This is a genomic window from Desulfovibrio sp. TomC (genome assembly GCF_000801335.2).
Classification (GTDB): Bacteria; Desulfobacterota; Desulfovibrionia; order Desulfovibrionales; family Desulfovibrionaceae; genus Solidesulfovibrio.
Window position 1 is genome coordinate 245228 of the sequence record NZ_JSEH01000002.1, and the last position, 26869, is coordinate 272096.

Here is a 26869-nt window from a genome sequence, read left to right on the forward strand (position 1 = left end):
TGCTACTCAGAGATGGCGTTTCGCCGGTACTGGATGTAGGCGTCCTTGACGGCGGTGTAGGGATCGACCGCCGGTTTGACGATCGTATCGTAGTTTTCAAGGGTATTTGGCAGGTTGTTGAACACATCGGCGCCCTTGATGATGTAGGACCAGTACCAGGGATTGTCGTCGCCGGCGATGGACCAGGGGCCAAAAATCCAGGTGAGCGGATTGGCTGCGGCGTCACCGGCCATACCGACCGTATCGCGCAAGGTGGAGGGGCCAAGCAGCGGCCACACGATATAGAAGCCGTCGCCTGCGCCGTAATGGCCAAGGGTCTGGCCGAAGTCTTCATTGCCCGGGGCGAGGTTGGGATCGGCCTTGGCGACGTCCACGAGACCGCCGATGCCAAGCGTGCTGTTGATCATGAAGCGCCCGAATTCCTTGGAGGCCTTCTTGAAATCCAGCTGCAGCAGGGCGTTTAAGAAGCGAATCGGGAAAATGAAGTTTTGATAGGCGTTGGTCAGGCCGGAGCGCACCTGTTTGGGCACCACGAAAGCATACCCCTTGGCAAAGGGACGCATGAGACCAGAGTAGAAAAGATCATTGAAGCCGAACCAGAATTTGTTCCAGCGGTACAGCGGGTCCGGAGTCGGCGCGTAGGAGGCCTCGGCCGGGGCGTAGTCGGCGTCAGAAGCCGCAGTGGCCGGGGGGGCGGCCGGGGCGGTTTGGGCCGGGGAGGCCGCAGGAGTCGATTCGCCAGCCTTTGCGAAATCCTTGCCGGTCTGGTTGCGAGCATGGCATCCGGTCATGGCAAGCACCGACAGCATGAGCAGGATCAGAATACATTTTTGAGGCAGGGCGGCGGTCATGGCAACTCCACACGGGTTATTGCGTTGCAAGAGAAAGCGAACTCAATTGCGGGACATTCCAACATCTTGTGTATCGCCTTCAGCCGGTGGTAAAACAAACTGGAGGCAAGGGAAAACGTGATTGTCGTCAAAACTCAGGAGTTTTTCCCTGAAATCTTGGAGATCAGGGTGTCCGGGCTTTCATTCATAAGGATCTGGCCGAACTGGCTGCGATAGTTCTGGACAAGGCTCACCCCTTCGATGACCACGTCGTACACTTTCCAGCCACTGCGATCCACCAGACGGTAGGATATGGGAATCTCCTTCCCTTTGCCCACCACTTTGGTGGCCACTTCAGCCTTGTCGCTGCCAAGATCCTGTTCTTTGAGATACTGCACCTTTTCATCGGTGTAGCTTTCAATTTTGTCAAGATAGGTGTTTTCCAGCAGACGACCGAAAGCCGTGACGAACCGTTCCTGCTGTTCCGGAGAGAATTTGTTCCACTCTTGGCCAAGAGCCCGGCGGGAGAGCTCTTTCATGTCGAAGATTTCGCCGATGGTGGCAATGAGTTTGACCCGCATTTCGGGACGGGTATTGGGGGTCTTGTAGGCCGGATCGGCCAGCAGGCCGATAATACGGTCCACCGACGCGCTCAGGGTCTCCGTGGCCGAGCCAGCCAGGGCGCTGGCAACGGTTGCGACCACAATGAGAAGGCTCAACATGAGGCGGGTTGCAAAACGCTGCATACGTAATTCCACCACAAAAAAAGGTAAGGGTCCGGGGGCCGCTCGTTCGGCTATTTTACCCCGCCAAAAACATATTTGCCAATGAGGTCGCCCAGATCAACCGATGATTCCGTTTCGACGATCATACCGCCGGGCTTGAGCGGATCGTCTGACCCGCCAGGGGAAATCTTGACGAACTTGTCACCGATCAATCCGCTGGTTTTAATTGAGGCAATGGCGTCGTCGGTCAGGTGTACGTCCTTGTCCAGAGTCAGGGCCACCAGGGCGCTGTTGTCCTTGGGATCAAGGCCAATAGAGGACACCCGGCCGATGCGTACGCCCGCCATCTCCACATAGGCGCCGCTTTTAAGGCCTGTGACATCTTTGAATCTGGCCGTGACCCGGTAGCCGTCCCCGCCGATGACTTCGAGTTTGCCGAGTTTGACAGTTAGGTAGGCAACACACAAAAGGCCTGCCAGGACAAAGATGCCAACCGACGTTTCCATCGCGTACTTTTTCATACGACAAGCCTTTTACGGCGAACCCGCGCAACATGCAACACGTCAGCCGCCTTCTCCGTTACAACAAAAACGAGGTCAGGATATAATCTGAGACCAGAATGACCACACAGGACAGAACCACGGCGGAGGTGGTGGCCAAGCTGACGCCCTTGGCCCCGAACCCGCCCTGGCGGGTGTGGGTGAAATAGCCTTCGTAGCAGCAGATGGCTGCCACGAGCAGGGCAAAGACCAGGGACTTGACAAATCCGCCGGTCACATCGGCCAGGACCACCGTGGCGTCGATGCGGTCGAAATACACGCCGGGGTTGATGCCAAGCAGCACACAGCCGCTGACATAGCCGCCCAAGATGCCGACCACGTCGAAAAGGGCGGTCAGCAAGGGAAAGCAGATCAGCGCCGCAGCCAGGCGCGGGGCCACCAGGAACCGCATGGGGTTGATGTCCATGGTGGTGAGGGCGTCGATCTGCTCGGAAATGCGCATGATGCCAAGTTCTGCGGCCATGGATGAGCCGGCCCGGCCGGTGATCATGATGGCGGTCAGCACCGGGCCGAGCTCACGGATGATGGACAGGGCCACGGCCGCGCCAAGCAGGCCCTCGCTGCCGAATTTGACCAGGGTATAATAGCCTTGCAGGCCGAGCACCATGCCGGTGAACAACCCGATCAGCCCGATGACGAAGATGGATTTGACCCCGATGAAATAGACCTGCTGCATGATCTTGGTCCACGACGGGGCCGGGACCACAATGCGCCACAGGCCCTGAGCCAGGAAAATGGCCAGACCGCCAAGCTCGGCCACAAAGGCCAAAACGACGCGGCCGAGAGCGGCAAATGGGGAGCACAGTAGGGAAAGGGCGGTATGTGTCATCGCATCCAGGCTCGGCAATTGGTCTTTCACGGGCCGGCCGAAAATCGGGTTACACTTCTTTAAGGCAAATGGGAAGCAGGGCGGCAGGGTCGGGAGTTGACGCCTGTAACGGAACGGTTTAACCATTTGTTTAAACCGAATAGTCAAACCGGAGATTCCAATGGCCGAAGCCCCCGATGTCCTGACCCGCATTCTTGATGCCGCAACCGAAGCATTCGGCCGGCAGGGCTATGCCGGAGCCAAGGTTGAGGCCATCGCCCGGAAGGCCGGCGTCAACAAGGCAGGGCTCTATTACCATGTCGGCCCCAAGGAAAAGCTCTACGAGGCCGTGCTGTTGCGCCTTTTCGGCCAGGTGGCCGGCACCCTGGAGCAGGCCGCCGCACCCGGGGCTTCACCTGGCGAAGACTTGGCCGCTCTGACGGCCGCCCTGGCTGATCTGTTTTCCCGTCTGCCCATGTTGCCCCGGATCATGGCCATGGAGATGGCCTCGGGCGCGGCCAATATGCCGGCGGCGGCTCTGGCCGAGTTTCGCCGCATTTTTGCCGTGACCCGGGGCATTCTGGCCCGGGGGCAGGCGGCAGGACTGCTTGTCCCGGCCGAACCGGTGTTTGTCCATCTCACCCTGGTCGGGTCGCTGATTGTCTATTCCCTGTCCGAGCCGCTACGCCTGCGTTTTGCCGAGGAAGGCCGGGGTCTGGGAATGCGTGTGGATATGCCTTTGGCCGATATGGCGGCATTTCTGGCCCAGGTCGTGGGGCGCGGCTTGTCTGCGGCCGACAGCGGCAACCTTCTGCTTGGAGACGGCGCATGAGACAGTTTCCCCTGTTGCTCCCGCTTCTGTGGCTGCTGGCCGGCGTTGTTACGGGCTGCACCAAGCCTGCACCGACAACCTACCAGGGATATATTGAGGGCGAGTTCGTCTATGTGGCCGGCAAACTGGCCGGACGCCTGGATCAACTGCTGGTTTCGCGCGGGGAGCGCGTCACGATCGGGCAGTCCCTCTATGCCCTGGAACATGGCTTTGAGGCGAAGGGCTTGGCCCTGGCCGAGGCGGACCTCCGGCAGGCCGAGGCCATCCTTGATGACCGCAAGAAAGGGCTGCGTCCTGACGAGATCGACCAGATCCTGGCTGAACTGCGCCGGGCCGAGGCCGCCCATGAACTGTCGCGCCTGGAGTATGAACGCCGGGTCAAGCTCTACGCCTCGGCCACCATTGCCAAGGAAGAACTGGATACGTCCCGCACCACCAACGCCAAGGACAAGCATCAGGTCAAGGAGTTGGAAGCCAAGCTGGCCACCGGACGATTGCCGAGCCGTATTGACCAGATCAAGGCGGCAGCCGACGCCGTTGAGGCCGCCCGGGCGACTGTCGGGCAGGCGCAATGGAACCTCGACCAGATGACCCAGGCGGCCGGGGTAGCCGGGCTGGTCTACGATGTCGTGCATTATCAGGGCGAATGGGTGGCGGCCGGGAGTCCGGTGGTGGTGCTTCTCCCCGAGCAAAACGTCAAGGCTCGGTTTTTCGTGCCCGAAGCCGTGGCCGGCGCATTGGCCGTGGGCAGCGCCATCCAGGTCGCCTATGACGGCGGCAACGGCCCGATGGCGGCCACGGTCACGTATATCGCGCCCAAGGTGGAGTACACCCCGCCGGTCATCTACAGCCAGAATTTTCGGGAAAAACTGGTCATTATGGTCGAGGCCGCCTTTGCCCCGGCCGACGCCGCCCGGATGCATCCGGGCCAGCCCATCGACGTGTCTTTGGGCGCGGTCGGCAGCGGAGGCGGAAAGTGACGCCTGAGGCCCCGGTCATCGACGTCGTCGGCCTGACCAAGGTGTTCGGCCGCAAGACCGTGGTGGACCATTTGGACATGCGGGTGGCCAAGGGGGAAATCTACGGTTTTCTCGGTCCCAACGGCTCGGGCAAGACCACCTTTATCCGGATGCTGTGCGGACTGTTGCGCCCGGATGACGGCCATGGCGCCTGCCTGGGTTTTGACGTGCGCACCCAAGCCGAGCTGATCAAACCCCATGTCGGCTACATGTCCCAGAAATTTTCCCTCTACGAGGACATGACGGTGCGGGAAAATCTCGATTTCATTGCCCGCATGTACGCAGTCGGCAACCGCGCAGCCGCGGTTGACCGCACCATCGGGCGTATGAACCTGGGGCGGTTCCGCGACCAGCTGGCCGGCACGTTGTCCGGCGGCTGGAAGCAGCGTCTGGCCTTGTCCGCCTGCATGATCCACGAGCCGAAGCTCTTGCTGCTGGACGAACCAACCGCCGGCGTCGATCCCATGGCCCGGCGCGATTTCTGGGACGAGGTCCACAAGCTGGCCGGCGAGGGGATCACCGCCCTTATTTCCACGCATTATATGGACGAGGCCGAGCGCTGCCACCGCCTGGCGTATATTGCCTACGGCCATCTCCTGGCCACGGGCACGGTCCAGGAGATCGTGGCGGCCGAGCGCCTGATCACTTACGAAATCGCCGGGCCGCAACTCTACGGCATCATGGACGCGATTCGCGTCCTGCCCGGGGTCGAGCAGGTGGTGGCCTTTGGCGTCACCCTGCACGTCAGCGGCCGCGACGCCGACGCCCTGGCCCAAAGCCTCGCTCCCTACGGCGCGGAGCCGCTGACGCTGCGGCAGATCCCCTCCAACCTCGAAGAGGTGTTTATCAGCCTCATGCGCAAGGCGGTGGTGTGATGGTGCGTGTCTTTGGTCTGTCGCCGGCCCGGTTTGCAGCCATGGTGTCCAAGGAATTCACCCAGATGCGTCGGGACCGGGTGACCTTTGCCATGATGGTCGGCATCCCGCTGCTCCAACTCATTCTCTTTGGCTTTGCCATCAACTCCGACCCCAAAAACCTGCCCACCGCCATCCTGGACAACGATCGCACGGCTTTTTCCCGGGACATGGCCACGGCCATGAAAAACAGCGATTATTTCAAGTTCACCAAGGCGATCAGCACGGAAGCCGAGGCGGACGAACTGTTGCGTCTGGGGCGCATCCAGTTTGTCCTGACCATTCCCCAGAATTTCGGCCGCGATCTGGTGCGCGGCGAGCGTCCGGTAGTGCTGCTTGAAGCCGACGCCACCGACCCATCGGCCACTTCCAACGCCGTGGCCGCCATCCGACAAGCCGCAACCGATGCCTTCAACCGGGATCTGACCGGCCCCTTGCTGCCGCTGCGGGCAACCGATGGCCCGGTGACCCTGCGCCTGCATGCCCGCTACAATCCAGAAGCCGTCACTCAGTACAACATCGTTCCCGGCCTCATGGGCGTGGTGCTGACCATGACCCTGGTCATCATCACTTCGCTTGCCATCACCCGCGAACGCGAACGCGGCACCATGGAAAATCTGCTCATTACGCCGGTGCGGCCGGTGGAAGTGCTGCTCGGGAAGATGCTGCCCTATATCGTGGTGGGCTACATCCAGATGGGGCTTATCATTGTCGCGGCCAAGGTGATCTTTCAGGTGCCGTTCGTCGGCAGCCTGCCGCTGCTCTTTCTGGTGTCGTTTCCGTTTATCGCGGCCAATCTGGGCGTTGGCATCACCTTTTCCACTATTGCCCAGAATCAGTTGCAGGCCGTGCAGATGTCGTTTTTCTTCTTTTTGCCGTCGATTCTGCTGTCCGGCTTCATGTTTCCCTTTCAGGGGATGCCAGAGTGGGCGCAGTGGATCGGTTCGGTGCTGCCGCTGACCCATTTTTTGCGGGTGGTGCGCGGCATTGTGCTCAAGGGCAACACCTTTGCCGACATCGTGCCCCATCTGCTGCCCATCTGCCTTTTTCTCCTGGTCTCGCTGGGTGTTGGGGTCAAGCGCTATCGCCAGACGCTTGATTGAAGGGAGAAGGGCGGGTATGTCTGGTGCAGAAAGCAGCCCTTTGCCTCCCCCTTGTCCCCTTCCGGGGGGCTGGGGGGATGATCCCCCCGGCGGGGCCTGGGCCAGCGCCCCAGTCTTCTCTCTCCTCTCACAATCCATCCACCACGTTGGCCTTTTCCAGCAGATCGCGGCCGATCAGGGCCAGATTTTCGCGCCACAGGCGGTCGGCGTCGGCGTCGGACACGGCGTATTCCAGCTTGATCTTGTTGCCGAGCACCTGGCTTACCTGGGCCTGCGTCTGGGCTTTGGCCAAACTGGACCCTTGTTTGTGGGCTACGCGCACGGTGCCGTCGTAGACGCAGGGATAGCCGGCCAGAAAGGAGCGGATGTCGCGTTCGAGGTCGTCAAACTGGGTGGGATTGAACCGGATGTCGAAGGGGCCGGCCTTTTCAAGAGCTTGGCGCGAGAGCAGGTGACAGCAGCCGGACACGGACAGGCAGGGCCGGGCGTAGGCGAAAAGGCTCAGGTCGGGCGCACCCCGGCAGGGTTCGCAGACAAACAGGCGTTCCTTGACCTCGGCCATGGAGGGCTGGCCCATGTCCGGGGGGAAGAGGTTGAAGTCGGCGGACTGGTGGTCGCGCGGGGCGTCCATGTCGGTGATGGCGCAGCCGACAGCCCCGCTGGCGGGATAGTCCCGGGCGGTGGCCAGCAGTCGGGAGAGCCAGTCGGTTTCCGGGAAGGCGTCGTCGTCGAGGAAGGCGACATGGCGGCAGGCAACCACTTCGGGTAGGGCCAGCAGCCAGTTCCTGGCCCCGGGAGCGCCGATGTTGACCGGCAGGCGGACGCTGACAAACCGGTCGGCCGGGAAGCGGCCGGCCATCCCGGCCAGCATGTCCGGGGTGGCGTCGGTGGAACCGTTGTCCAGCACGGCGATAATCGCCTCGCCGAGATCGGTCTGGGCCAGATGCTGCAGACAATCGTGAAAGAGTTCGGCCTTGTTCAGTGAATAGAGGCACACGGCCGCCTCGCCGGCCTTGGCCGGGAGCGGGGCGGACACCGGTCTGGCCAACTCGAAGGCCCGCAAGGTGAGATTGACGTGGCAGGGCAGGGCGCGCCGGGCAGCCAGACAGGCGGCCAGCGCCCCGCCCCGGTCGCCCAGGCGGTCCAGACAGTGCGAGGCGGCCACAGCGGCAAACAGGCCCCATATCTCGGTATCCAGAGTAGCCAGGCGGTCCAGGGCGACCTGGGGCGGTAGGCGCAGCACGGCGAATTCGGCAGTAAGCCGGGCGAAAAGCGGCGGCGGCAGGAGGGGGGCAAAGGCGGCCAGCAGCCCTTCGGCCTGCTCGGCGTCGGGCAGCCGGCACAGGGCGCCAAAGGCCGGAGCCAGCCGGGCAAGTCCGGCGGCACGATCCCGGGCGGACACTTCCAGATAGCGGGCCAACAGCTCGTCGTCGCCGCTGGCCCGGATGGCTTCAAAGGAGATGTCGTCGTTGTCCAGGTTGGGCAGGCCGGCCAGCAGACCGGCCATGCCGGCGGCCCGGGGCGGCAGGAACGGGGCTTCGGCCTGGGTCCGGGCCAGCAGGGCCAGACTTGGCGCGTCAAAGGGGTCGAACTGGCAGCCGTAGGCGAGGAGCCCCTTGGCGGCAGCGGCGAAATCCGGCTGGTTCGGTCCCTGGGCCAGGAGCAGACCGGCCAGGGAGCGGCGCAGTTCGGGTTGCTGGGAGGTCAACGCCCAGATCGGCAGGGCGTTTACGATGCCGGCCAGAAACTGCGGGCCAGGTTGCGGCAGGGGGGGGATGGCGATGCGGTGCGGATCGATAGGCATGGCGGTCCTTTTCCCTTGAAGGCGATGGTGCTAGGTTGCCTGTCGCAATTACCCGGTCCTTCGGGCCAAGTCCAATTCCGGTCCCGGCGAGCCGGAGACCGTCACCATCCAGGGCGGCACCATCATGCAGGCGAGTTCTCCGGCCCAGGCGGCCATGATTGTGCGCGGCGGCGGCTGCGTCATCTATCCGACGGAAACCTATTTCGCCCTGGGAGCGTTGGCAACCGATGCGGCCGCCCTGGCCCGCATCGTGGCCATCAAGGCCCGCCCGGCGGCCAAGCCGCTGCCGCTTCTGGTCGGCGACATGGCCCAGTTTGCCGCCGTGTTGCCGGACGGTTTTGTTGACGGTCCGCTCGGGAGGGATTTCACCGCTCTGGCCGCCCGATTCTGGCCCGGGCCGCTGTCGCTGGTGGTGCCCTGCCGGGAGAGTCTGCCCGGGCTGGTCAAGGACGGGCTGGGGCGGGTGTCGGTACGCTTTACCCCGCATGAAACGGCGGCGGCCCTGTGCCGGCTGGCCGGCGGGGCGCTGGTCGCCACCAGCGCCAATGTCAGCGGCGGCGCGCCGGCGGCCGTGCCGGACGACCTTGAGCCGGCCGTGGTGGACGCGGCGGATGCCCTGGTGACCCAAGGCCCTCCCCCGGCCGGCGGCCCGGCCTCGACCGTGGCGGGGTTGCTTGGCCGGGGGCGGCTACAGATTTTTCGCCAGGGCGCGGTGGCGGCAGCGACGCTTCTTGAGGCGGGGTATCAGCTCATCTACGGGTAAGACGTCTGGCCGCGACCTCCCCTGGCCACAGGCCCCAGGAAGGGGCATGGACAGCCGGGGGTGAGAAGACATGCCTAGGCTTCCTTTTTTTCCCCAATGCGCCACAATTTTTCCGCCACATGGCCCAGGCCCCAGAAGCTGGCCGCCAGCAAGACGAAGAAAATAACCTTGTTGGTGGAATCCCAGAAGTATTCGAAAAACCGCGTGTAGCAGTTCAGCAGCAGAAAGGTCAGGCCGAATCCCTTGACCGTGGCGTTGTCGTGACGCAGACCGTAATAGATGGCCCAGCCGGAGGCAATGGCGAACAGTAAGGACCAATGAAACAGCTCGATCTGCTTGACCTGCTCCCAAGTTGTTTCATCCCCGTGATTGCCGAAGATGGACAGTATCCACAGGGCGATAAACAGATAGAGCAAGCCCATGACCATGGTGGTGTGTTGAAACGGCCGCAGCTTTTCCTGACTTTGCAAAGCCAGGGCCGCAGCGGTGAGCAGCCCGCCAAAGAGCGTAAAACGCAGCGGATAGTTCATGCCCAGATAGTACGCGCCCCAGCCCGACACATAGCCGGTTTCGGCCCCGAGCCAGCCCCCCAGGGAAAGCAGGGCGAACAGCCAGATTAACCTCGACCGGAAGCAGTAGCCCAACACGCCGTAGGTGATGCAGGACAGTAAGATAAGCAGGGAGAAGTGGCCGTTTCCTGTATCAAGCGCCAAACCGAGAAAATACACGGCCCCGGCCACGGCCAGGACCCCGAGAAAGAATATTGCTTCGTTGCTGAAACTTTTTTCCGGGTGCTTGCGCCGCCTCCTCAGGCCGAAACCAAAAATGCTTCCGGCTATCGTGACCATACCGGTGCATTTGAGCAACGGCGGGGAATCGAAAAGGATATGCAAGAGCTCTCGCAGAAATTTGTCATGACTGATCGAAACAACAGCGATAATTATGCAGGTGATTGAAATCAAAAATGAATACTTGCCGAGAGTCTGCCAGTCAAATGATATTATCTGAATGCTGTCATTTAGCCGTTGTGCTGTTTTATCGTCAAGTTGTTCGTTTTGTTTCCAGTCAGCAATTGCCCTGCGTATTATAGACGCTTCCAGTTTGTTGACATGCATGTCGCATCCTCACACTCGTTTTCTAAATATGTCGGCGTATCTGTCAAAGAGCTCTTTAAAGAGTGGATGTAATAAGTGCGCTTTAACGTCGTATCCAAATTCTAGTTGGTTACCGTGTCCTCTGCCAGGGTTTTTTATTTCTCCGCTTAACGCCTTGCCGGGCTTCGCGACAGCAGATCCTGCACCCGCTCCCAGACCGCCGCAATGCTGACGCCGGTCAGACACGACAGTGGGCGCAGGCAGTTGGCGGCAAATTCCCCGGAGGTCATGCCGGTGCACGGCGAGCAGGGCAGTCCGGCCGTGACCACGGCCAGCCCGTCCGGTCCCCATTGATCCGGCGCGGTCGGCCCGAAAATCGCCACGCCAGGGACGCCGTGCATCCCGGCCAGATGCAGGGGGCCGCAATCCGGGCCGACGACACAGCGCGCGGCACAGAGGGCCTGCGAGAGCGCTTCCGTGCTTGGCGGCGAAAGCGTCTCGCCAGTCTTCGGGGCCACGCAGCGTTCCAGTTCCGCCGGCCCCAGGACAAACACGGGCTTGCAGCCATATGTTGCAATGAGGCCGGCCAACGCTTCAAAGTGGTCCATGGCCCAGCACTTGTCGGTATGGCCAGCCCCCGGAAAAAGCAGCACCGTGTCGCCAATCGGCCTACTGCGACCGAATAACACCTGAAAAGTTTCGCGCCAGTCCTCGGCAAAAGCAATCCCGCGTCGGGCGAGTCCCTGCCGGTAGAGGTCGCGGGGCGAATCCCAGCGGCCCGGGACGACGCCGTGCAAAAACACGAAATCCGGGCTATCAGTCATTTCCGGCCGAATGGCCAAGCCTGGGCGCACCACCAGCACGTTTTTGAGGGCATCCGGCCAGCCGTTGTCGTGAAACCGGGCGTCAAGCCCCCGTCGGATGTCGGGCGGGCAGGGGGAAGCCAGGGGCGAAAGAAACCGGGCCAGGGACGGTCGCACGGCGAAATAGGCGGGAACTCCGGGAAATTGCCGGCTGATGGACAGGAAAGCAGGCCAGGCCAATAAAAAATCTCCAAGGGCTCCGGCATGTTCCAAAACGATCTTGTCAGGGGTTTTCATTTCGCGTACTCTTCCTAATGGAAAAAGACGATTCTTTATAATTGGTTGAGACAACTTCCCGAAAAGGGTTGGGCATCGTGTGCAACCCGGGGATAAGCCTCCAGTATCCTTTACGGAGTCTGCGCCATGGCCCTCGTCAAACCCTGTCCCCAGTGCGGCCACCCCATTGTCCACTATCGCAACCCCGTGCCCACGGTGGATACGCTGATCCATCTGCCCGGACGCGGCGTGGTCCTGGTCGAGCGTCTCAATGAACCCTACGGCTGGGCCTTGCCCGGCGGCTTTGTCGACTACGGCGAAGCGGCCGAGGCGGCGGCCATCCGCGAGGCCAAGGAAGAGACCGGGCTGACCGTGGAATTGACTGCCCTGCTTGGCGTTTATTCCGATCCGTCCCGGGACCCGCGCCAGCATACGTTAAGCGTCGTCTACATCGCCCAGGCCCTGGACCCCGACGAACTGGCCGCCGGCGACGACGCCAAGGGCGTGGACGTTTTCCCTGTCGGGAAGTGGCCGGAGCCGCTGTGTTTTGACCATGCACGCATACTCAACGATTACGCCATGCTTTTAAAGCGGATCAAACCGCGGGAGCGATAACGGATAGGGCTTTACAGCCTTGCGCCGGCGGCGGTTTCCTGAAAGACCGGACCGGGTCGCCGTGTACGCGGCGCAAGGATGCTCGACACGATACGCGATCAAGGGGCGCTGTCCCGTTGTCGCGGATTGCAACCGGCCATGCCGAGGAGTGCGATGAAGTTTCATCACAAGGTCCTCTTCGTTGCTTCGGAAATGTATCCCTTCTCCAAGACCGGCGGTCTGGGAGACGTCATGGGGGCATTGCCCAAGGAACTCAAACGCCAGGGCGTCAACGTCGCCCTGATTGCCCCATACTACGGCCGTCTCAACCACGGCGACCACCAGCTGCGCCTGATCTATTCCAAGTGCCGCGTCGGCTATCCCTGGGCTCCGATCACCGCCGACATCTACACGGCCACCTGCGATGACGTGCCGGTCTATTTCGTCCAGCGCGGTGAATATTTCGACCGCCGTTTTTATTACAATACCCATGACGGCGATTATTTCGACAACTGCGAACGTTTTCTGTTCTTCTGTCGGGCCACCATGGCCTGGGCCAGCCGCCTCGACGGCGCGCCGGCCATTGTCCACGCCCACGACTGGCAGGCCGCCCTGGTGCCGGCCTATCTGCACTTCCTGCGCCCGGCTGCCCCGTTTTGGCGCAACACCAAGACGGTGATGACCATTCACAACTTGGCCTTCCAAGGCCGGTTCGCTTCTCGTCTGTTTTTTGATTCAGGCCTGCCCAAGGAAGCCTGGGGCATGGACGGTGCGGAGTTCTGGGGCGATTTCAACCTGCTCAAGGCCGGCATTGCCTATTCCGACATCATCACCACGGTCAGTCCCACCTATGCCCTGGAAATCCTCTATCCGCAGTTCGGCTGCGGCCTGGAAGGCATCCTGACCAAGCGGGCTCCGCAACTGCGCGGCATTTTAAACGGCGCTGACTACACCGTCTGGGATCCGATAAACGACCGCCATCTGCCAAGCACCTACAGCCCCGACGATCTGTCCGGCAAGGACATCTGCAAGCGCAACCTCGTGGCTGAACTGGGCTTGGACCGCCGGTTCCTCAAGCGGCCCATCCTGGGCTTTATCGGCCGCATCCGCGACCAGAAAGGCATCGATCTGCTGATCGACATCATGGGCCGCATCATGGCCAAGGACGCAGCCGTCGTGGTCCTTGGCGAGGGCAGCCTCGATTACGAGGCCGTGCTGCTCGACATGATGGAAAATTATCCCGGCCAGCTGGCCGTGCGCATCGGTTATACCGAAGACTTGGCCCACCGCATCCAGGCCGGTTCCGATATCTTTCTCATGCCGTCCCGCTACGAACCGTGCGGGCTGACCCAGATGTACGCCCTGCGTTTCGGCACACCGCCTGTGGCCACGGCTGTTGGCGGCCTGCGCGACACCATCGTGCCCTGGCCTGATCCGGAAGCCACCGGGTTCACCTTTTCCGACACCGACCCGGAACTGTTTTATCGGGCCATCCTCGATGCTCTGGAGATGTGGAACCAGCCCGAAGCGTGGCGGACCATGGTGGTGCGGGCCATGCGGGCGGATTATTCCTGGGAAAAAGCGGCCAAGAACTATATCAATCTCTACCGGGAACTTGGGGCGGACATCTAATATCGCGTTCCCAACAAAACAGTGCTGTTTTGTTGCGAACACCTGTTATGATTCCGATCTACTGTCACGCCAACAAGGATAACGGCGTTTCTTATACGTGACACGAGGCGCGCCCCTCTTCCGTCTCCCGGCGCGAACGACGCCGGTTGTCTACGGTTCGACGCCGTCGCCGACCCATGACGGCATTGCCGCTCGCGCGGCCCAAAGGAGTCCCCATGCCCACATCCGCTGCGTCCATACTGCCGTGCCTGCCTGTTGCCCTCGGCGAATTGGATATTTTTCTGTTTGGCCAGGGCAAGCACTGGGACCTGTATCGGGTGCTGGGCGCTCATGGCCATAACGGTCCTGACGGGGTGGGCTATCGGTTCGCTGTCTGGGCGCCCAACGCCCAAGCGATCTCGGTCGTCTGCGATCAAAACGACTGGACCCCGGGTCGTCATGCCCTGTATCCCGTGGCCGCTTCGGGCATTTGGGCCGGATTCATCCCGGGGTTTGAAAAAGGCTGGCTCTACAAGTTCGCCGTCAAACAGAAGCACGGCGAAACCGTGCTCAAAGCCGATCCCTTCGCCCTGTGCACGGAGATGCGTCCCGGCATCGCCGCCCGGGCCTGGGACCTCGACGGCTATGTCTGGCAGGACGAGGCCTGGATGGCCATGCGTCGGGAAAAAGGCCTGCCGCTTAATGACGCCATTTCCATCTACGAGGTCCACCCCGGATCCTGGCGCTGGAAAAGCGAGGAGTACGGCTCGTTTTATTCCTACCGCGATCTGGCCGAAACCCTGGTGCCCTATGTGCACGACCTGGGCTTTACCCATATCGAATTCATGCCCCTGGCCGAGCATCCCCTCGACGAATCCTGGGGCTACCAGACCGGCCATTATTTCGCCCCGACCTCCCGCTTCGGCAGCCCGGAAGACCTGCGCTATCTGATCGACGTCTGCCACCAAAACGGCATCGGCGTCATCCTCGACTGGGTGCCGGCCCATTTCCCCAAGGATGCCTGGGGGCTTGGCCGCTTTGACGGCACAGGTCTTTTTGAACATGAAGACCCCCGCCAGGGCGAGCATCCGGACTGGGGCACCTATGTCTTTAATTACGACCGCCACGAGGTCAAAAATTTCCTGCTGGCCAATGCCCTGTATTGGTTTAAGGAATTCCATGTGGACGGGCTTCGCATCGACGCCGTGGCCAGTATGCTCTACCTCGATTATTCGCGGGAGGAGGGCCAGTGGATTCCCAATAAGTACGGCGGCAAGGAGAATATCGGGGCCATTGAACTGTTGCGCGAATTAAACGGCGTCGTCCACGAGCATTTCCCCGGCGCGTCCATGATCGCCGAAGAATCCACCTCCTGGCCCGGCGTCTCCCGGCCGGTCTACACCGGGGGCCTGGGATTCACCTTTAAGTGGAACATGGGTTGGATGAACGACACGCTCGACTACTTCGCCAAGGACCCCATCTACCGGGCCTATCACCAAAACCAGCTCACCTTTTCCATGCTCTACGCCTTTCACGAGAATTTCATTTTGCCGCTGTCCCACGATGAGGTCACCCACGGCAAAGGCTCGCTCATAAGCAAGATGCCCGGGGACCAGTGGCAGCAGATGGCCAATCTGCGGCTGTTTCTGGCCTACATGTGGGCCCATCCCGGCAAGAAGCTTATTTTCATGGGCTGCGAATTCGGCCAGTGGAAGGAGTGGAACTCCCGGGAACAACTTGATTGGGTGCTGACCGAGTTTCCCAGCCATCAGGGCGTGGCCGAACTGCTGCGGGCGCTCAACCGCGTGCACAAGGAGCACCCCTCCATGCACGCCAAGGACAATGACTGGACCGGGTTTGAATGGGTGGACCTGTCGGACTACGCCGCCTCGGTCATCACCTTTTTGCGCAAATCCCCGGACGGAGCCCCGATTCTGTGGGTCTTTAACTTTACCCCCATCGTGCGCGAGAACTATACCGTCGGCTGCCGTATCCCCGGCTACTGGCGAGAGATCGCCAATACCGACGCGGCCCTTTTCGGAGGCACCAATGCCGGCAATGGCGGCGGCGTCATGGCCCAGCCCGCTGCCTACGGCGGCTGGCCCCACTACCTGTCACTGACGCTCCCCCCCCTGGCCGCCGTGGCCCTGACGCCTGAAGGATAAAAGACTGGGAGGAGGCGTTGCCTCCTCCCAGACCCTCCTCCACCGGGGGGGATAATCCCCCCGGACCCCCTTGATAAGGGTGGGCCGGGTGTTGGCAAGTGTTTCGGGGGGAGACCCGGGACGGGGAGTTGACTCGCCTGGGAAGCGAAGCCCAACCCCAAGAGAAAGATGGAGTATTATGACCGCGTCTGCCAATGCCGCCGCCTCTGCCGGAGCTGTCCCGATTCTGCTCACCCTCGGCGATGCCAACGGCCTGGGGCCGGAGCTGGCCTGCCGACTCCTTGGCGGCCAGGACGCCGTCGCCTGTGATCGTCCCGTTGCCCTGGTCGGACCGGAGTCGGCCTTGCTGTGGCATTGTGAGCGCCTGGGGCTGGCCCCATTCTGGACACGCCTGGAAGACGGTGGAGCCTTGGCTGGAGCCGCGCCCGGCGTCTGGCTGCTGGAACCGCCGCGTCTGGCCGGCCTGCCCGTCACCCCGGGGCAGGAAACGCCGGCCGGTGGGCTGGCCGCCGGGGAAAGCCTGGAATACGTCGTGACGCTCCTGGCCGCCCATCCCGACTGGGGGCTGGTCACCGGGCCGCTGTCCAAGGCAGCGCTCAATGCCGCCGGCTTCGTCTTCCCGGGCCACACCGAATTTCTGGCCGAACGCTCGGGCGTAGGGCGAAAGGGCGTGTGCATGCACCTGTGCGGCCCGATTTTGCGGGTGAGCCTCGTCACCACCCATCCGCCCTTGGCCAGGGTGCCGTCCCTTGTCACCTACGACCGGGTGACCCGTTGCCTGGAACTCACCTGGAACTATGTGCGACGCCTGGGCGTGGCCGACAAGCCCATTGCCGTGTGCGGCTTAAATCCCCATGCCGGTGAGGGTGGACTGCTCGGCCACGAGGATGAGGACGTGGTGCGCCCGGCCGTGGCCGCGGCCGTGGCCAAGGGTGTTTCGGCTGTCGGGCCGTTGCCGGCGGATACGGTTTTTTATCGGGCCGCCCAGGGCGAATTTTCCGCCGTCCTGGCCATGTACCATGATCAGGGCCTGCCGCCGCTCAAGCTCCTCCACTTCAAAGACACGGTCAACGTGACCCTGGGCCTGCCCTTTGTGCGCACCTCGGTCGGCCACGGCACGGCCTTTGATCTGGTCGGTACGGGCAAGGCGGCCGTCAGCAGCTTGCAGGCAGCTTTGCTTCTGGCCAAACGGCTGGTCGGTTCGAGAACTCCCAGGAAATGACCATGATGCGACGACATCCGTTGGGTTCGTCGTCTTTCAAGGCGGCGTATGCCTTGAGTGTTGTCGTCCTTTTGTGGGCGGCCGGACTCTTTGCCGCCACGGCCGAACAGCCCTTGCTGTTTCTCTCCGCGCCCGACCTTCTCCAGGCGCGAAGCGCCGTGGCGGCGGGGGACGCCAGGCTTGCCCCGGCCCTTGAACGCCTGCGCGACGAGTGCCGCGAGGCCATGGCAGTGGGACCTTGGTCGGTGGCCGATAAAAAGACGTTGCCGCCAAGCGGTGATGTCCATGACTACCAAAGCCAGCCCCCGTATTGGTGGCCCAACCCGGCCACGGCCGATGGCCAGCCTTCGGTGCAGCGTGACGGCGAGGTCAACCCGCAGTCCCGGGAAGGCGACGTTGCGGCGCTGGAACATCTGATCGAGACCGTCGACACCTTGTCGCTGGGCTACTTTTATACCGGGGGCACGGCGTTGGCCGAGCGGGCGGCCCTGTTGTTGCGGACGTTTTTTCTCGATCCGGCCACGGCCATGCACCCGCATCTGCGTTTTGCCCAAGTCGTGCCGGGCAAGGCGCAGGGTTCGGGGTTTGGCCTCATCGATACGCGCATGCTTCCGGTCGTGTGCGACGCCGCCACCTTGTTGCTCGGTTCCCCCGCCTGGAGCGAACGGGACATGCAGGGCTTGCGGGCCTGGTTCGCGGCCTATCTGGCATGGCTCCAGAACAGCCCGGAAGGGCGACAAGCCAGGGACGCCAAAAATAACCACGGCACCTGGTATGACGTGCAGACGGCGGCCTATGCCCTGTTTTGCGGACAGATCGATGCAGCCAGGACCGCCTTGGCCCGTTTTCCCGATCGTCTGGCCGTCCAGATCACTGCGGATGGGAGCCAGCCGTTGGAATTGGCCCGCACCCGGTCGTTGAGCTATAGCTTGAGCAATCTGGAAGGGCTGTTTCGCCTGATGCTTCTTGGCGACCGCCTTGGACTTGACCTGTGGCGGGCCGGACGGCCGGAGCAGGGCACTCCCCGGCAGGCCCTGGATTTCCTGGAACCCTATCTTGGGGATCGGACTCCCTGGCCTTACAGACAAATCGCGCCCGTGGGCCATGCCCGGGGGATGGCCCTGGTGCTGCGGCTGGCGGCCAGGCACTATGCGAACCCGGCCTATGAAGCGACTCTGGCCGCAGTGTTCGGGGAAAAGGCTTCCAAGCGCCGGGTCTGGCTGCTCTATCCTCCAGCTGCGGCCAACTGATCCAAAGACCGTGTCGGTCTTCGGGCTGTGGGTGGCGGCTTAAGCCACCACCCACACGGCCAGCCCTTTGGCGGCGTGGATGATCTTGGTCGAGACGCTGCCAAACAGAAATTCCTCCTGCTTCGACACCCCTCGCCGGCCGACCACCACCGTGCCAAAGCCGCCTTCAGTGGCCAGCCGCAGAATTTCCAGCGCAATGCTGGTGCCGATGCTGCATTCCTGGGCGTCACGCAGCGGCGAGCGGCAACTTTCCACAAAGCGCGTGGTCACTGCCGCCTCGGCTACGCCGGCGGCAACGAGCATGTCCCGGGCCTGGACCAAGGCAGCCTGCATGGTCTCAATGCGCTTGGCGCATTCCGCTTTCCAGGCCGCGTCGTCGGCAAACAGGTCACGGTCCGGCGGTCGCTCGATAGCCACCACCTCCACCTGTCGTCCGCCGTCGCAGCCGACCATGGCGGCTGTGTAGGCGACAGAACGTTGCGCATTCTCCGAACCATCGTAGGCAATGAGGATTTTATCCGTGTTCATGATTGCTCCGGTTGCTCAAAGCATTGGCTTGGACAGGGCATCGCGGACGCGCGACAGATCGTCGATCAATTCCCGCGTCGTGTCGTAATAGACCTCCGCAGCCAGGGAGTATCGCAGCAGGATCCGATTGAGACTGTCCGGGATGTAGGGAAACAGTTTTTGAAGATTGACGATGCGATTGGGGAACATGATGGAGCAGTCGTCAGTGCTGATCTCGGCGCGCTTGGCTGGGGTCAGAGCCTGGGTGGTGTGCTGTCCCATGCCGACCAGAAATTGGATGATGTTCCCCAAGCCGAAGAGATCGAGGCCAAAGGGACTTTCCCGGAAATCAAAGGTGTAGTCGAAATCGATCCAGCAATAACGGCCGGTGTCGTAGAGCACGTAGAGATGGTCGCGTCGGATGTCGCCATGTTTTTCGCCCCGGTCATGGAGCCACTGTATTGCCTGGCAGGCCTCGATGAAGCGTTCCAGTACTTCCGGGAACAGTTCATGGAAATAGTCGCGGTGGGGCATCTCCAGGGCTTCGATTTTTTCATCGAGGCGTTTGCCTGAGACGACGTCCAAAATGCGGACCGGGTTTCCCACTGTATCGTAGATGGTCACCCCCTGCATGAACCGGCTGTCACCGTGGACCAGATCGAGGATGCGGGTCTCCTTGCGCGGGCTTCGGGTGCAGGTAACCACCATGGAGCCAATGGTCATGGGGAATGTTTCGTGAAAGACAAGCTTTAAGATGTTGCGCTCCCCGGTTTCCAGGCAGCGGCAGCGCTTGACCCAGAACTTGGGGTCTTCCATGCCGAATCGGCGCTCGGCCTCGTCGCGAAGGACCAGAAAATGGCGATCTTTCAGGACGATGACGTCGCCATGGCTGATACGCATGAACTCGGTCGTGTCGGTGTAGAGGTCGCCGACGTGGCGGGCCGGAAAATCCGGGGCCATCTTTGTGAGCAGTTCGCGGGCTGATGGGGCCAAGGATGCCTCCGTATCGCAAAAGGAGTTCCCATATCTTTTGCCCCAATTGCCACGCTTCGGCAATGCCCAACCCCGGGGTACGCCTGGGGAAAAGGAGAAGGATACCGGATTTGCGGCCAGACCGGCCCGTTTCGCAGCGACCGGACTTGTCGACAATTCCTTGGCAGTGTTACACTGCAAGCAAGAAGACGCAGTCGGGCCGCGTCCCTGTCGCATGGGGCGACTGCGGCCCGGGCTGACAAACGTGTCGGCCGGCGTCGGACCCAGGAGTGGAAAACAGTATGGATCAGAAACGGGTTGCCATTGTGACGGGAGCGTCCCGGGGTATCGGCGCGGCCATTGCCAAGCGGCTGGCGGCCGACGGGCTGGCTGTGGTCGTCAATTACGTCGCTGGCGAGGCCAAGGCCCAGGCTGTGGTCAAAGACATCGTGGCTGCCGGCGGGCACGGCGTGGCCATCCGGGCCGACGTATCCGATTCCGGAGATGCCGCCAAACTGTACGAGGCGGCCGAAGCAGTGTTTGGCGGGGTGGACGTGCTCGTCAACAATGCCGGGGTGATGCAGCCCGGATTGGTTCCTTTGGCCGACACCGACGACGCGCTTTTTGACCGGTTGGTGTCGATCAATCTGCGCGGCAGCTTCAACATGCTGCGTCTGGCCGCGTCGAAGTTGCGCCAGGGCGGGCGCATCGTCAACTTTTCGTCGAGCGTGGTCGGTCTGGCTCCTGCGGGCTATTCCATCTACGCCGGCACCAAGGCAGCTATGGAGACCATCACCGCTATCTTTGCCAAGGAGCTGCGCGGCCGGGATATTGCTGTGACGGCCCTGGCTCCCGGGCCGGTTGGCACCGAGCTTTTTCTGACCGGCAAGACGCCGGAGATGGTGGAAAAAATCGCCCAGGCCACACCCATGGGCCGCCTGGGAACACCTGAAGACATCGCCGGGGTGGTGGCCTTTCTGGTCGGGCCGGAAGGCGGCTGGATCAACGGCGCGGTCATCCGGGCCAACGGGGGCATGGTCTAGGGGCGGAGCTCGTCGCTGCGTCCCTCAAAAATACGTCAGTATTTTTGATAAAAATAATTATATGAGCATATTATCCTGGGGAAAAAGGTGCACTTTTTCCAGGACGCGACACTACTCGCTGCGGCGGATGTTGTAGACGCCGCGGCCCTCGGCCACATGCGCCTCCGGGCTGCCGTCGGACCACAGGACGACCTGGGCGTTGCCCACCCGGTTGCCCAGGAGCCTGACGGTTGCCTCGGCGTAGAGATCGTGGGCCGTGGCCGGGCGCAGGTAATCCACCCGCAGATCGATGGTGGCGATGCGGTCGCTGAGCTTGCAGCGCGTCCAGACCGCAAATCCGGCGCAGACGTCGGCCAGGGTGGAGATCACCCCGCCGTGGATGGCCGGACGGCGGGCGTCGCCGATGAGGTCCTCGCGAAAAGGGATGAAAAGTCGCACGCGCCCTTCTTCGATTTCGGACACCCGGATGCCGAGCATTTTCTGAAACGGCAGTCCGTTTTCAATCAGATCGGCCAACACCTTGAAATCCATAGTGTAACCTCCACAGCGTACGGTAGCCCCGGTCAGGCAGGGGGCGCACGATAGCGCGGTCGGCCGGTCGGGGCAAGCCGCCAGGATGACGCGTCAGCCAATATGGAGAGGGTGGAGGAGATAACGAGAGCAGGGGGAGTGGCATCTCCCTGTACAACACGAAAAAAAGGCCTCGCGACAAGCATCGCGAGGCCCTGGAAATCCGGTGGTGGAGGCGATGGGACTCGAACCCACGACCTCTGCGTTGCGAACGCAGCGCTCTCCCAGTTGAGCTACGCCCCCATCGGGAAGACGGTTATTAAGCGTAATCGCCCGTCCGGTCAAGAAGACCTTTCACGAAGATCGCTGCCAATTGCATCCGTTAACCAAATCGTCAGGCCGTCCCTGTTGACCTCACCCGGACCTGATGCCACTATGCCAGTTGAAACACCCCTGAAACCATTATGTCTTTTTTGGCGGACCACCCGCCAGGAGCTCTTTCATGAAGATCCATCGCGCCCTGCGCATGGAGCGCTGCATCGGTTGCCATTCCTGTTCCCTGGCTTGCGCCCGGCTGGTCTACAAGTCTGTGTCCTGGGACAGGGCCGGCATCCGCATCCGCTCAACCGGCGGCGTCTCCAGCGGTTTCCAAGCCATTTTGTGCCTGGCCTGCGATCCCGCCCCCTGTGCCGCGGCCTGCCCGACCGGGGCCATGGTCCAGCGCAAATCCGGCGGCGGCGTCCTGCTGAAAAAATCGCTTTGCATCCAATGCGGCAAGTGTGCTGCGGCCTGCCCGGTGGACGCCATCGCCCTGGACGTTGCCGGCAATCCCAGCGTGTGCGTCCATTGCGGCCAATGCGTTGCCTATTGCCCCCACGATTGCCTGGAGCTGGTTGAGGCTGACCAGACCACGGCCGCCCCCTGCCTGGAGAGTTGCCATGTCGAGCGATAATGATCTCTTTCGCGTCCTGATCTACGACCTTGAGCGCCAACGCGGCGACCTCGTCCTCATTCCCGGCCGGCGGCGGTTTATCGGCGGTTCGGGCTTGGCCGCGCTCCTTTATGAAAAATACGGTCTGCCCGGGGCCGCGCCCTTTGATCCCGGCCAGCCGCTCATTTTCGCCATCGGCCCGGCCACCGGCTATTTCCCGCTCATGAGCAAGACCGTGTGCGGCTTTAAATCGCCCTACAACAGCAACTACGCCGAATCCCACGCCGGCGGCCGCTCGGCCCTGGCCCTGCGCTTTGCCGGCTACGATGCCCTGGTCGTCACCGGCAAGGCGGCCCAGCTGTCCACTCTGGTGGTCGGGTCGCGGCGCATCGAACTGATCAACGTCCACTATCTGGCCGGGGCTGATGTCTTCACCACTGGCAAGCTCCTGCGCAAGATCGCCTCGGGCGCCTCCGGCCATCGCAGCATCCTGCGCATCGGCCCAGCCGGTGAAAACGGCTCAAGCTACGCCTGCATCAATGTCGACACCTACCGCCACTTCGGCCGGCTCGGAGCCGGGGCGGTCATGGGGGCAAAAAACCTCAAAGGCATCGTCCTGATGGGCGACAGCGATCTGCCGCTCCCCGACGACAAGGGCTATGCCAAGCTTTTTAAAGACATCCACGAAAAGGTCACCTCGTCCGGGATGATGGAAAAATACCATAATCTCGGCACACCGGCCAACGTATTGCCCTTGAATGAATTGAAATCCCTGCCCTGGCGCAATCTGGCCGCCACCTCAGATCCCGATGCCGACAAGATTTCCGGCGAGGCCTTTGCCGAAAAACTCCTCATGCACAACGCCGCCTGCTCCGGCTGTCCGGTGGGCTGCATCCACGTCGGCATGGTGCGCGAGATGTTTTCCACCTCCCACCGCTTCGCCATCCATCAGGTGGCCTACGACCACGAGCCGAATTTTGCCGCCGGCCCCATGCTCGGCGTGGTCGATCCGGTCGAGGTGTTGGCTATAAACGATATGTGCGACCGGCAGGGACTGGATATTATTTCCGCCGGCGTGGCCCTGGCCTGGGCCGTGGAAGCGACCGAAAAAGGGCTTATTTCGGAAAAGGAAACCGAGGTGAAGCTGACCTTTGGCGACGCTGCGGCCTTCAAACGGGCCATGTGGCTCATTGGGCACAAGGCCAACGAGTTCTATGCTCTCTTGGGACAGGGCACCATGGCAGCGGCGGCGCACTACGGCGGCGGGGACTATGCCTGCGTCCTTGGCCAGGAGATGGCCGGCTACGCCACCGGGGAAACCTATTTTGCCTCCCAGACCGTCGCCTTCCGTCATTCCCATCTCGACACCGGGGCTTACTCCTATGACCAGAAGCACAAGGAGCAGGATGTCGACGCCGTGGTCAAATTCCTCGTGGACGACGAACGCGAGCGCGTGCTCCTGACTTGCCTTGTGGCCTGCCTGTTTGCCCGGGAGGTCTACAAACCCCAGACCATGGTCGATATCATGGCCTGTCTCGGCCATACGGAGCTGGCCGCCAATCTCGACACGGCAGCCGAAAACGCCCGCCGCGCCCGGTGGCGGCTCAAAATTGCCACCGGCTTTGATCCCATGGCCACACACATCCCCAAACGGTTTTCCGAAGTGACCACCTGGAAGGGGCCAGTGGACGCCGTCTACATGGAGGCTCTGCGCCAAGGCTACGCCCGAGCCGTGGCCGAACTCGGCGCACCTGTTGCGGCGCATGAAGCGTGATGAAAGCGTGTTCCGGCGGCCGGAGCAGTGAGGGAAGAGGGTGATGCCTCCGGCGGCCGGGGCGATGATCCCCCCGGACCCCCCGACTGGGTTAAGGGAGGGGCGTTACCGCGACGGTGAGCGGGAGCGGGGAAATAAACGCGCTGACGGGAACCACAGTTGCTCCGCCGGCCGGGCCGAAAGCCCAAAGAGTGCCGACGGCCTGGGTTCACGGACCCCTCGAAGAGAGAAATTTTTCCTGGGGATACTGCCTGATCGGGCTTTTTCTAGAGGACTGGAGGGACGTTCTGGTCTACGATACTTCGGCCTGGACCGGCCGCATCAACAGCGGTTTTCCGGCCGGGCCAACCGGCTGCTTAATCCCCGGCCGGCCGGGAGAAACCGCTTACGCCAGCATATCCATAAGGAGCACGGCTCATGGCACTTATGACGGAACTGCCCGCCCACGCGGCCCTGGCCGAGCATTACCAGTCGGCCCAACATCTTCACATGCGCGAACTCTTCGCTGCCGATCCCGACCGTTTTGCCAGGTATTCCCTGCGTCTGGGCGATATTCTGTTTGATTATTCCAAAAACCGGGTGACCGACGCCACCATGGGGTTGCTGTTTGATCTGGCCCGGCAGGCCGGGGTCGAGGCCCGGCGCGACGCCATGTTTGCCGGCGAAAAGATCAACCGCACCGAGGACAGGGCCGTGCTCCACGTAGCCCTGCGCAATCGGGCCAACCGGCCCATCGTGGTCGACGGCGCAGACGTCATGCCCGAGGTCAATCGGGTGCTCAATCAGATGCGCATTTTTTGCGGCCGCATCCATTCCGGTCAGTGGAAAGGGTACACCGGCAAGCGCATCACCGACGTGGTCAATATCGGCATCGGCGGCTCGGACCTGGGACCGCAGATGGCTTCCCTGGCCCTGGCCCACTTTGCTGAGCCGGGCATCACGTCGCATTTCGTCTCCAATGTGGACGGCACCCACATGGTCGAGACACTGAGGCGCGTCTCGGCGGAGTCGACGCTGTTTATCATTGCCTCCAAGACCTTTACCACCCTGGAAACCATGGCCAATGCCCATGCGGCCCGGGACTGGTTTCTGGCGCAAGCCGGGGACGAGGCCGGGGTGGCCAAGCATTTCGTGGCTCTGTCCACCAATGCCAAGGCCGTGGCTGCCTTTGGCATCGACACGGCCAACATGTTCGCCTTCTGGGACTGGGTCGGCGGGCGGTATTCGCTGTGGTCGGCCATTGGCCTGTCCATTGCCCTGGTGGTCGGGTTTGACAATTTCGAGGCCATGCTCGAAGGGGCCTTTGTGGCTGATGAGCATTTTCGCACGGCTCCCCTTGAGCGCAACATCCCCGTCATCATGGGACTGCTCGGCATCTGGTACAATAATCATTTCGGGGCCCAGACCCAGGCCATCCTGCCCTATGACCAGTACCTGACGCGCTTTGCCGCCTACTTCCAGCAGGGCGACATGGAGAGCAACGGCAAGTCGGTGGCCACCGACGGCCGCCCGGTTCCCTATTCCACCGGCCCGGTCATCTGGGGCGAACCCGGAACCAACGGCCAGCACGCCTTTTACCAACTCATCCACCAGGGGACCAAACTCATTCCCTGCGACTTCCTGGCTGCCGCCCGGACGCAAAATCCCCTGGGCCGCCATCAGGACATGCTCCTGTCCAACTTCTTTGCCCAGACCGAGGCGCTTATGCGCGGCAAGACCGTGGACGAGGCCCGGGCGGAACTGGCCGGCAAGGGCCTGCCCGACGAGCAGTTGGAGCTGCTGGCCCGGGCCAAGTCCTTTAGCGGCAACCGGCCCACCAATTCGTTTCTATATGCCGCGCTTGATCCCAAGACGTTGGGAACGCTCATTGCCCTGTACGAGCACAAGATATTTACCCAGGGCACCATCTGGAACATCAATTCCTACGATCAGATGGGCGTTGAACTGGGCAAGGTGCTGGCCGGGGCGATCCTGGATGAGCTTTCGGACGAGAAACCGGTGGCCGGGCACGACGGCTCGACCAACGGGCTGATCAATTACTACAAGGAATTGCGCGGCGAATAGGCTTTTTTCGTCTGCTCTGCTGATCCGGGGCGGCCGCAGTGTCCTTGCTTTGGACGGTGCGGCCGCTGCTTTTGTATCGGCATGGAGCCGGGGGCAGGCCGGGTCTGGTTCGCCAGGAGATGTCGGTTCGTGTCCTGACCAGGACCGCCAACTGGTGCCAGGAGAGCAGACAGGCAGCGTGAGGCGTTGGGATGCCTTGCTGCGGTGAACTCCGGGGGAAAGAAAATATCCCGGAACGCCGCCGTTTTTGGAGCAGGAGCGCGGAAAGCGGCCTGGCGCGGACTTCCACGCCACCTGACGCGCCGGGCAGAGCCACCGTCCGGCAACGCTCCGGGATGGATTCTTGGTAATGAAATTGAAAATTATTGTCAATTGTGGTGAGGCGTGAGGGGAAAGACGAAAATTGAATCTTCCAAGCGGGATTCCAAAGGGCACTGCCCTTTGGCCGCCGGAGGCTTCCTATTTACGTCATTCAGGCCGGCAGGTCCGGGAGCAGGCAGGCGTCGCCGCAGACGGCCAAGTAATCGTCGACGGCTTCTTCAAAGGCGCGTTGCAGGGCTTCGGGGCTGTCGCCATGAAAGGTGACGATGTCGCGAATGCCGTGGACGCGGCCGTGCAGGACGCCGTCGGCTTCTTCGGTGCACAGCAGGCAATAGCCCTTATACGTGGCGTAGCAGACAGGAGTGTCCATGGCG

At 62.1% G+C, this 26869-nt stretch carries 25 protein-coding genes and 1 tRNA gene; 14 read left to right on the top strand and 12 right to left on the bottom strand.

All coding sequences use genetic code 11. The features are described 5' to 3' along the window. Positions 1–2: 2 nt before the first annotated feature. From NY78_RS02765 to NY78_RS02780, 4 genes are all read right to left on the bottom strand, one after another. Positions 3–851 carry an MlaA family lipoprotein gene (locus NY78_RS02765; RefSeq protein ID WP_043631345.1) on the bottom strand — a complete coding sequence of 283 codons (849 nt, stop codon included), beginning with the start codon at positions 849–851 and terminating at the stop codon, positions 3–5. A 134-nt stretch (positions 852–985) separates the two neighbouring features. Further along, positions 986–1576: a Tgt2/MlaC family protein gene (locus tag NY78_RS02770; protein ID WP_043631348.1), complete on the bottom strand. Its 591-nt coding sequence runs from the start codon at positions 1574–1576 to the stop codon at positions 986–988. Positions 1577–1626: 50 nt separating this feature from the next. Next, positions 1627–2076, bottom strand: a complete 450-nt coding sequence (gene mlaD / locus NY78_RS02775; RefSeq protein WP_043631351.1) for an outer membrane lipid asymmetry maintenance protein MlaD — start codon at positions 2074–2076, stop codon at positions 1627–1629. 58 nt (positions 2077–2134) lie between these two features. Then, positions 2135–2944: an MlaE family ABC transporter permease gene (locus tag NY78_RS02780; protein ID WP_043631355.1), complete on the bottom strand. Its 810-nt coding sequence runs from the start codon at positions 2942–2944 to the stop codon at positions 2135–2137. Positions 2945–3104: 160 nt separating this feature from the next. On the opposite strand from NY78_RS02780, the gene NY78_RS02785 reads away from it, so the two are divergent. The 4 genes from NY78_RS02785 to NY78_RS02800 are packed head-to-tail and all read left to right on the top strand — an operon-like array spanning position 3105 to position 6791. Next, the gene (locus tag NY78_RS02785; RefSeq protein WP_047959991.1) at positions 3105–3755 is read left to right on the top strand and encodes a TetR/AcrR family transcriptional regulator; all 651 of its coding nucleotides are present in this window, start codon (positions 3105–3107) and stop codon (positions 3753–3755) included. After that, positions 3752–4735 (top strand): HlyD family secretion protein, encoded by a 984-nt coding sequence (locus NY78_RS02790; RefSeq protein WP_043631357.1) that lies wholly within the window; start codon positions 3752–3754, stop codon positions 4733–4735. The genes NY78_RS02785 and NY78_RS02790 overlap by 4 nt, the downstream gene beginning before the upstream one ends. After that, positions 4732–5649, top strand: a complete 918-nt coding sequence (locus NY78_RS02795) for an ABC transporter ATP-binding protein (protein ID WP_043631359.1) — start codon at positions 4732–4734, stop codon at positions 5647–5649. Before NY78_RS02790 ends, NY78_RS02795 begins: the two co-directional genes overlap by 4 nt. Further along, entirely contained in the window at positions 5649–6791 is a 1143-nt protein-coding gene (locus NY78_RS02800) for an ABC transporter permease (protein WP_043631362.1), read from the top strand. Before NY78_RS02795 ends, NY78_RS02800 begins: the two co-directional genes overlap by 1 nt. A 127-nt stretch (positions 6792–6918) precedes the next feature. Here the strand turns inward: NY78_RS02800 and NY78_RS02805 are convergent, their stop codons facing one another. After that, positions 6919–8595, bottom strand: coding sequence for a glycosyltransferase family 2 protein (locus tag NY78_RS02805; RefSeq protein WP_043631365.1), 1677 nt, complete (start codon positions 8593–8595; stop codon positions 6919–6921). Between the two features lie 124 nt (positions 8596–8719). On the opposite strand from NY78_RS02805, the gene NY78_RS02810 reads away from it, so the two are divergent. Then, positions 8720–9358, top strand: coding sequence for an L-threonylcarbamoyladenylate synthase (locus NY78_RS02810; RefSeq protein WP_043631368.1), 639 nt, complete (start codon positions 8720–8722; stop codon positions 9356–9358). Positions 9359–9432: 74 nt separating this feature from the next. Here the strand turns inward: NY78_RS02810 and NY78_RS02815 are convergent, their stop codons facing one another. Together NY78_RS02815 and NY78_RS02820 are read right to left on the bottom strand one after the other, a co-directional pair. Next, a complete protein-coding gene (locus NY78_RS02815; protein ID WP_197084195.1) occupies positions 9433–10251 on the bottom strand; it encodes a DUF2157 domain-containing protein in 819 nt (272 codons plus the stop codon). Between the two features lie 368 nt (positions 10252–10619). Beyond that, positions 10620–11552: a glycosyltransferase family 9 protein gene (locus NY78_RS02820; RefSeq protein WP_043631373.1), complete on the bottom strand. Its 933-nt coding sequence runs from the start codon at positions 11550–11552 to the stop codon at positions 10620–10622. A 126-nt stretch (positions 11553–11678) separates the two neighbouring features. Here NY78_RS02820 and NY78_RS02825 point away from each other — a divergent pair, with 126 nt between their 5' ends. The 5 genes from NY78_RS02825 (at position 11679) to NY78_RS02845 (ending at position 18373) form a co-directional block, all read left to right on the top strand. Then, positions 11679–12146, top strand: a complete 468-nt coding sequence (locus NY78_RS02825; RefSeq protein ID WP_043631374.1) for an NUDIX domain-containing protein — start codon at positions 11679–11681, stop codon at positions 12144–12146. Between the two features lie 153 nt (positions 12147–12299). Beyond that, positions 12300–13757 carry a glycogen synthase GlgA gene (gene glgA / locus NY78_RS02830; RefSeq protein ID WP_043631376.1) on the top strand — a complete coding sequence of 486 codons (1458 nt, stop codon included), beginning with the start codon at positions 12300–12302 and terminating at the stop codon, positions 13755–13757. Between the two features lie 215 nt (positions 13758–13972). Continuing rightward, a complete protein-coding gene (gene glgB / locus NY78_RS02835; RefSeq protein ID WP_043631378.1) occupies positions 13973–15901 on the top strand; it encodes a 1,4-alpha-glucan branching protein GlgB in 1929 nt (642 codons plus the stop codon). Positions 15902–16079: 178 nt separating this feature from the next. After that, complete coding sequence (gene pdxA, locus NY78_RS02840) at positions 16080–17123, top strand: 4-hydroxythreonine-4-phosphate dehydrogenase PdxA (RefSeq protein WP_047959992.1); 1044 nt, start codon at positions 16080–16082, stop codon at positions 17121–17123. A gap of 2 nt (positions 17124–17125) precedes the next feature. Beyond that, the gene (locus NY78_RS02845) at positions 17126–18373 is read left to right on the top strand and encodes an alginate lyase family protein (protein ID WP_053062120.1); all 1248 of its coding nucleotides are present in this window, start codon (positions 17126–17128) and stop codon (positions 18371–18373) included. Positions 18374–18412: 39 nt separating this feature from the next. On the opposite strand, the gene NY78_RS02850 is transcribed toward NY78_RS02845, so the two are convergent. Next, positions 18413–18901, bottom strand: coding sequence for a universal stress protein (locus NY78_RS02850; protein ID WP_043631380.1), 489 nt, complete (start codon positions 18899–18901; stop codon positions 18413–18415). Between the two features lie 15 nt (positions 18902–18916). After that, positions 18917–19873 (bottom strand): serine/threonine protein kinase, encoded by a 957-nt coding sequence (locus tag NY78_RS02855; RefSeq protein WP_043631383.1) that lies wholly within the window; start codon positions 19871–19873, stop codon positions 18917–18919. A 281-nt stretch (positions 19874–20154) separates the two neighbouring features. Between NY78_RS02855 and NY78_RS02860 the strand changes: the two genes are divergently transcribed. Then, a complete protein-coding gene (locus tag NY78_RS02860; RefSeq protein WP_053062121.1) occupies positions 20155–20895 on the top strand; it encodes an SDR family oxidoreductase in 741 nt (246 codons plus the stop codon). A 111-nt stretch (positions 20896–21006) separates the two neighbouring features. On the opposite strand, the gene NY78_RS02865 is transcribed toward NY78_RS02860, so the two are convergent. Further along, positions 21007–21426 (bottom strand): PaaI family thioesterase, encoded by a 420-nt coding sequence (locus NY78_RS02865; RefSeq protein ID WP_043631389.1) that lies wholly within the window; start codon positions 21424–21426, stop codon positions 21007–21009. A 206-nt stretch (positions 21427–21632) separates the two neighbouring features. Then, a tRNA-Ala gene (locus NY78_RS02870) sits at positions 21633–21708 on the bottom strand. Positions 21709–21907: 199 nt separating this feature from the next. Here NY78_RS02870 and NY78_RS02875 point away from each other — a divergent pair. From NY78_RS02875 to pgi, 3 genes are all read left to right on the top strand, one after another. Further along, positions 21908–22357, top strand: coding sequence for a 4Fe-4S binding protein (locus NY78_RS02875; RefSeq protein ID WP_043631392.1), 450 nt, complete (start codon positions 21908–21910; stop codon positions 22355–22357). After that, positions 22344–24110, top strand: a complete 1767-nt coding sequence (locus NY78_RS02880) for an aldehyde ferredoxin oxidoreductase C-terminal domain-containing protein (RefSeq protein ID WP_043631394.1) — start codon at positions 22344–22346, stop codon at positions 24108–24110. The genes NY78_RS02875 and NY78_RS02880 overlap by 14 nt, the downstream gene beginning before the upstream one ends. Before the next feature lie 417 nt (positions 24111–24527). Next, a complete protein-coding gene (gene pgi, locus NY78_RS02885; protein ID WP_043631396.1) occupies positions 24528–26174 on the top strand; it encodes a glucose-6-phosphate isomerase in 1647 nt (548 codons plus the stop codon). A gap of 472 nt (positions 26175–26646) precedes the next feature. Here pgi and NY78_RS02890 read toward each other — a convergent pair whose 3' ends face one another. Continuing rightward, positions 26647–26865, bottom strand: coding sequence for a hypothetical protein (locus tag NY78_RS02890; RefSeq protein ID WP_043631398.1), 219 nt, complete (start codon positions 26863–26865; stop codon positions 26647–26649). Positions 26866–26869 lie beyond the last annotated feature (4 nt).

What these genes read in the sequence shown, in the direction of transcription:
- NY78_RS02880 (WP_043631394.1), top strand. Translation starts at nt 22,344, where the DNA reads ATGTCGAGCGATAATGATCTCTTTCGCGTCCTGATCTACGACCTTGAG.
- mlaD (WP_043631351.1), bottom strand. Translation starts at nt 2,076, where the DNA reads ATGAAAAAGTACGCGATGGAAACGTCGGTTGGCATCTTTGTCCTGGCA.
- NY78_RS02860 (WP_053062121.1), top strand. Translation starts at nt 20,155, where the DNA reads ATGGATCAGAAACGGGTTGCCATTGTGACGGGAGCGTCCCGGGGTATC.
- NY78_RS02875 (WP_043631392.1), top strand. Translation starts at nt 21,908, where the DNA reads ATGAAGATCCATCGCGCCCTGCGCATGGAGCGCTGCATCGGTTGCCAT.
- NY78_RS02820 (WP_043631373.1), bottom strand. Translation starts at nt 11,552, where the DNA reads ATGAAAACCCCTGACAAGATCGTTTTGGAACATGCCGGAGCCCTTGGA.
- NY78_RS02790 (WP_043631357.1), top strand. Translation starts at nt 3,752, where the DNA reads ATGAGACAGTTTCCCCTGTTGCTCCCGCTTCTGTGGCTGCTGGCCGGC.
- NY78_RS02780 (WP_043631355.1), bottom strand. Translation starts at nt 2,944, where the DNA reads ATGACACATACCGCCCTTTCCCTACTGTGCTCCCCATTTGCCGCTCTC.
- NY78_RS02800 (WP_043631362.1), top strand. Translation starts at nt 5,649, where the DNA reads ATGGTGCGTGTCTTTGGTCTGTCGCCGGCCCGGTTTGCAGCCATGGTG.
- NY78_RS02825 (WP_043631374.1), top strand. Translation starts at nt 11,679, where the DNA reads ATGGCCCTCGTCAAACCCTGTCCCCAGTGCGGCCACCCCATTGTCCAC.
- NY78_RS02765 (WP_043631345.1), bottom strand. Translation starts at nt 851, where the DNA reads ATGACCGCCGCCCTGCCTCAAAAATGTATTCTGATCCTGCTCATGCTG.
- pgi (WP_043631396.1), top strand. Translation starts at nt 24,528, where the DNA reads ATGGCACTTATGACGGAACTGCCCGCCCACGCGGCCCTGGCCGAGCAT.
- NY78_RS02850 (WP_043631380.1), bottom strand. Translation starts at nt 18,901, where the DNA reads ATGAACACGGATAAAATCCTCATTGCCTACGATGGTTCGGAGAATGCG.
- NY78_RS02770 (WP_043631348.1), bottom strand. Translation starts at nt 1,576, where the DNA reads ATGCAGCGTTTTGCAACCCGCCTCATGTTGAGCCTTCTCATTGTGGTC.
- NY78_RS02785 (WP_047959991.1), top strand. Translation starts at nt 3,105, where the DNA reads ATGGCCGAAGCCCCCGATGTCCTGACCCGCATTCTTGATGCCGCAACC.
- pdxA (WP_047959992.1), top strand. Translation starts at nt 16,080, where the DNA reads ATGACCGCGTCTGCCAATGCCGCCGCCTCTGCCGGAGCTGTCCCGATT.
- glgB (WP_043631378.1), top strand. Translation starts at nt 13,973, where the DNA reads ATGCCCACATCCGCTGCGTCCATACTGCCGTGCCTGCCTGTTGCCCTC.
- NY78_RS02865 (WP_043631389.1), bottom strand. Translation starts at nt 21,426, where the DNA reads ATGGATTTCAAGGTGTTGGCCGATCTGATTGAAAACGGACTGCCGTTT.
- NY78_RS02890 (WP_043631398.1), bottom strand. Translation starts at nt 26,865, where the DNA reads ATGGACACTCCTGTCTGCTACGCCACGTATAAGGGCTATTGCCTGCTG.
- NY78_RS02805 (WP_043631365.1), bottom strand. Translation starts at nt 8,595, where the DNA reads ATGCCTATCGATCCGCACCGCATCGCCATCCCCCCCCTGCCGCAACCT.
- glgA (WP_043631376.1), top strand. Translation starts at nt 12,300, where the DNA reads ATGAAGTTTCATCACAAGGTCCTCTTCGTTGCTTCGGAAATGTATCCC.
- NY78_RS02845 (WP_053062120.1), top strand. Translation starts at nt 17,126, where the DNA reads ATGATGCGACGACATCCGTTGGGTTCGTCGTCTTTCAAGGCGGCGTAT.
- NY78_RS02810 (WP_043631368.1), top strand. Translation starts at nt 8,720, where the DNA reads ATGCAGGCGAGTTCTCCGGCCCAGGCGGCCATGATTGTGCGCGGCGGC.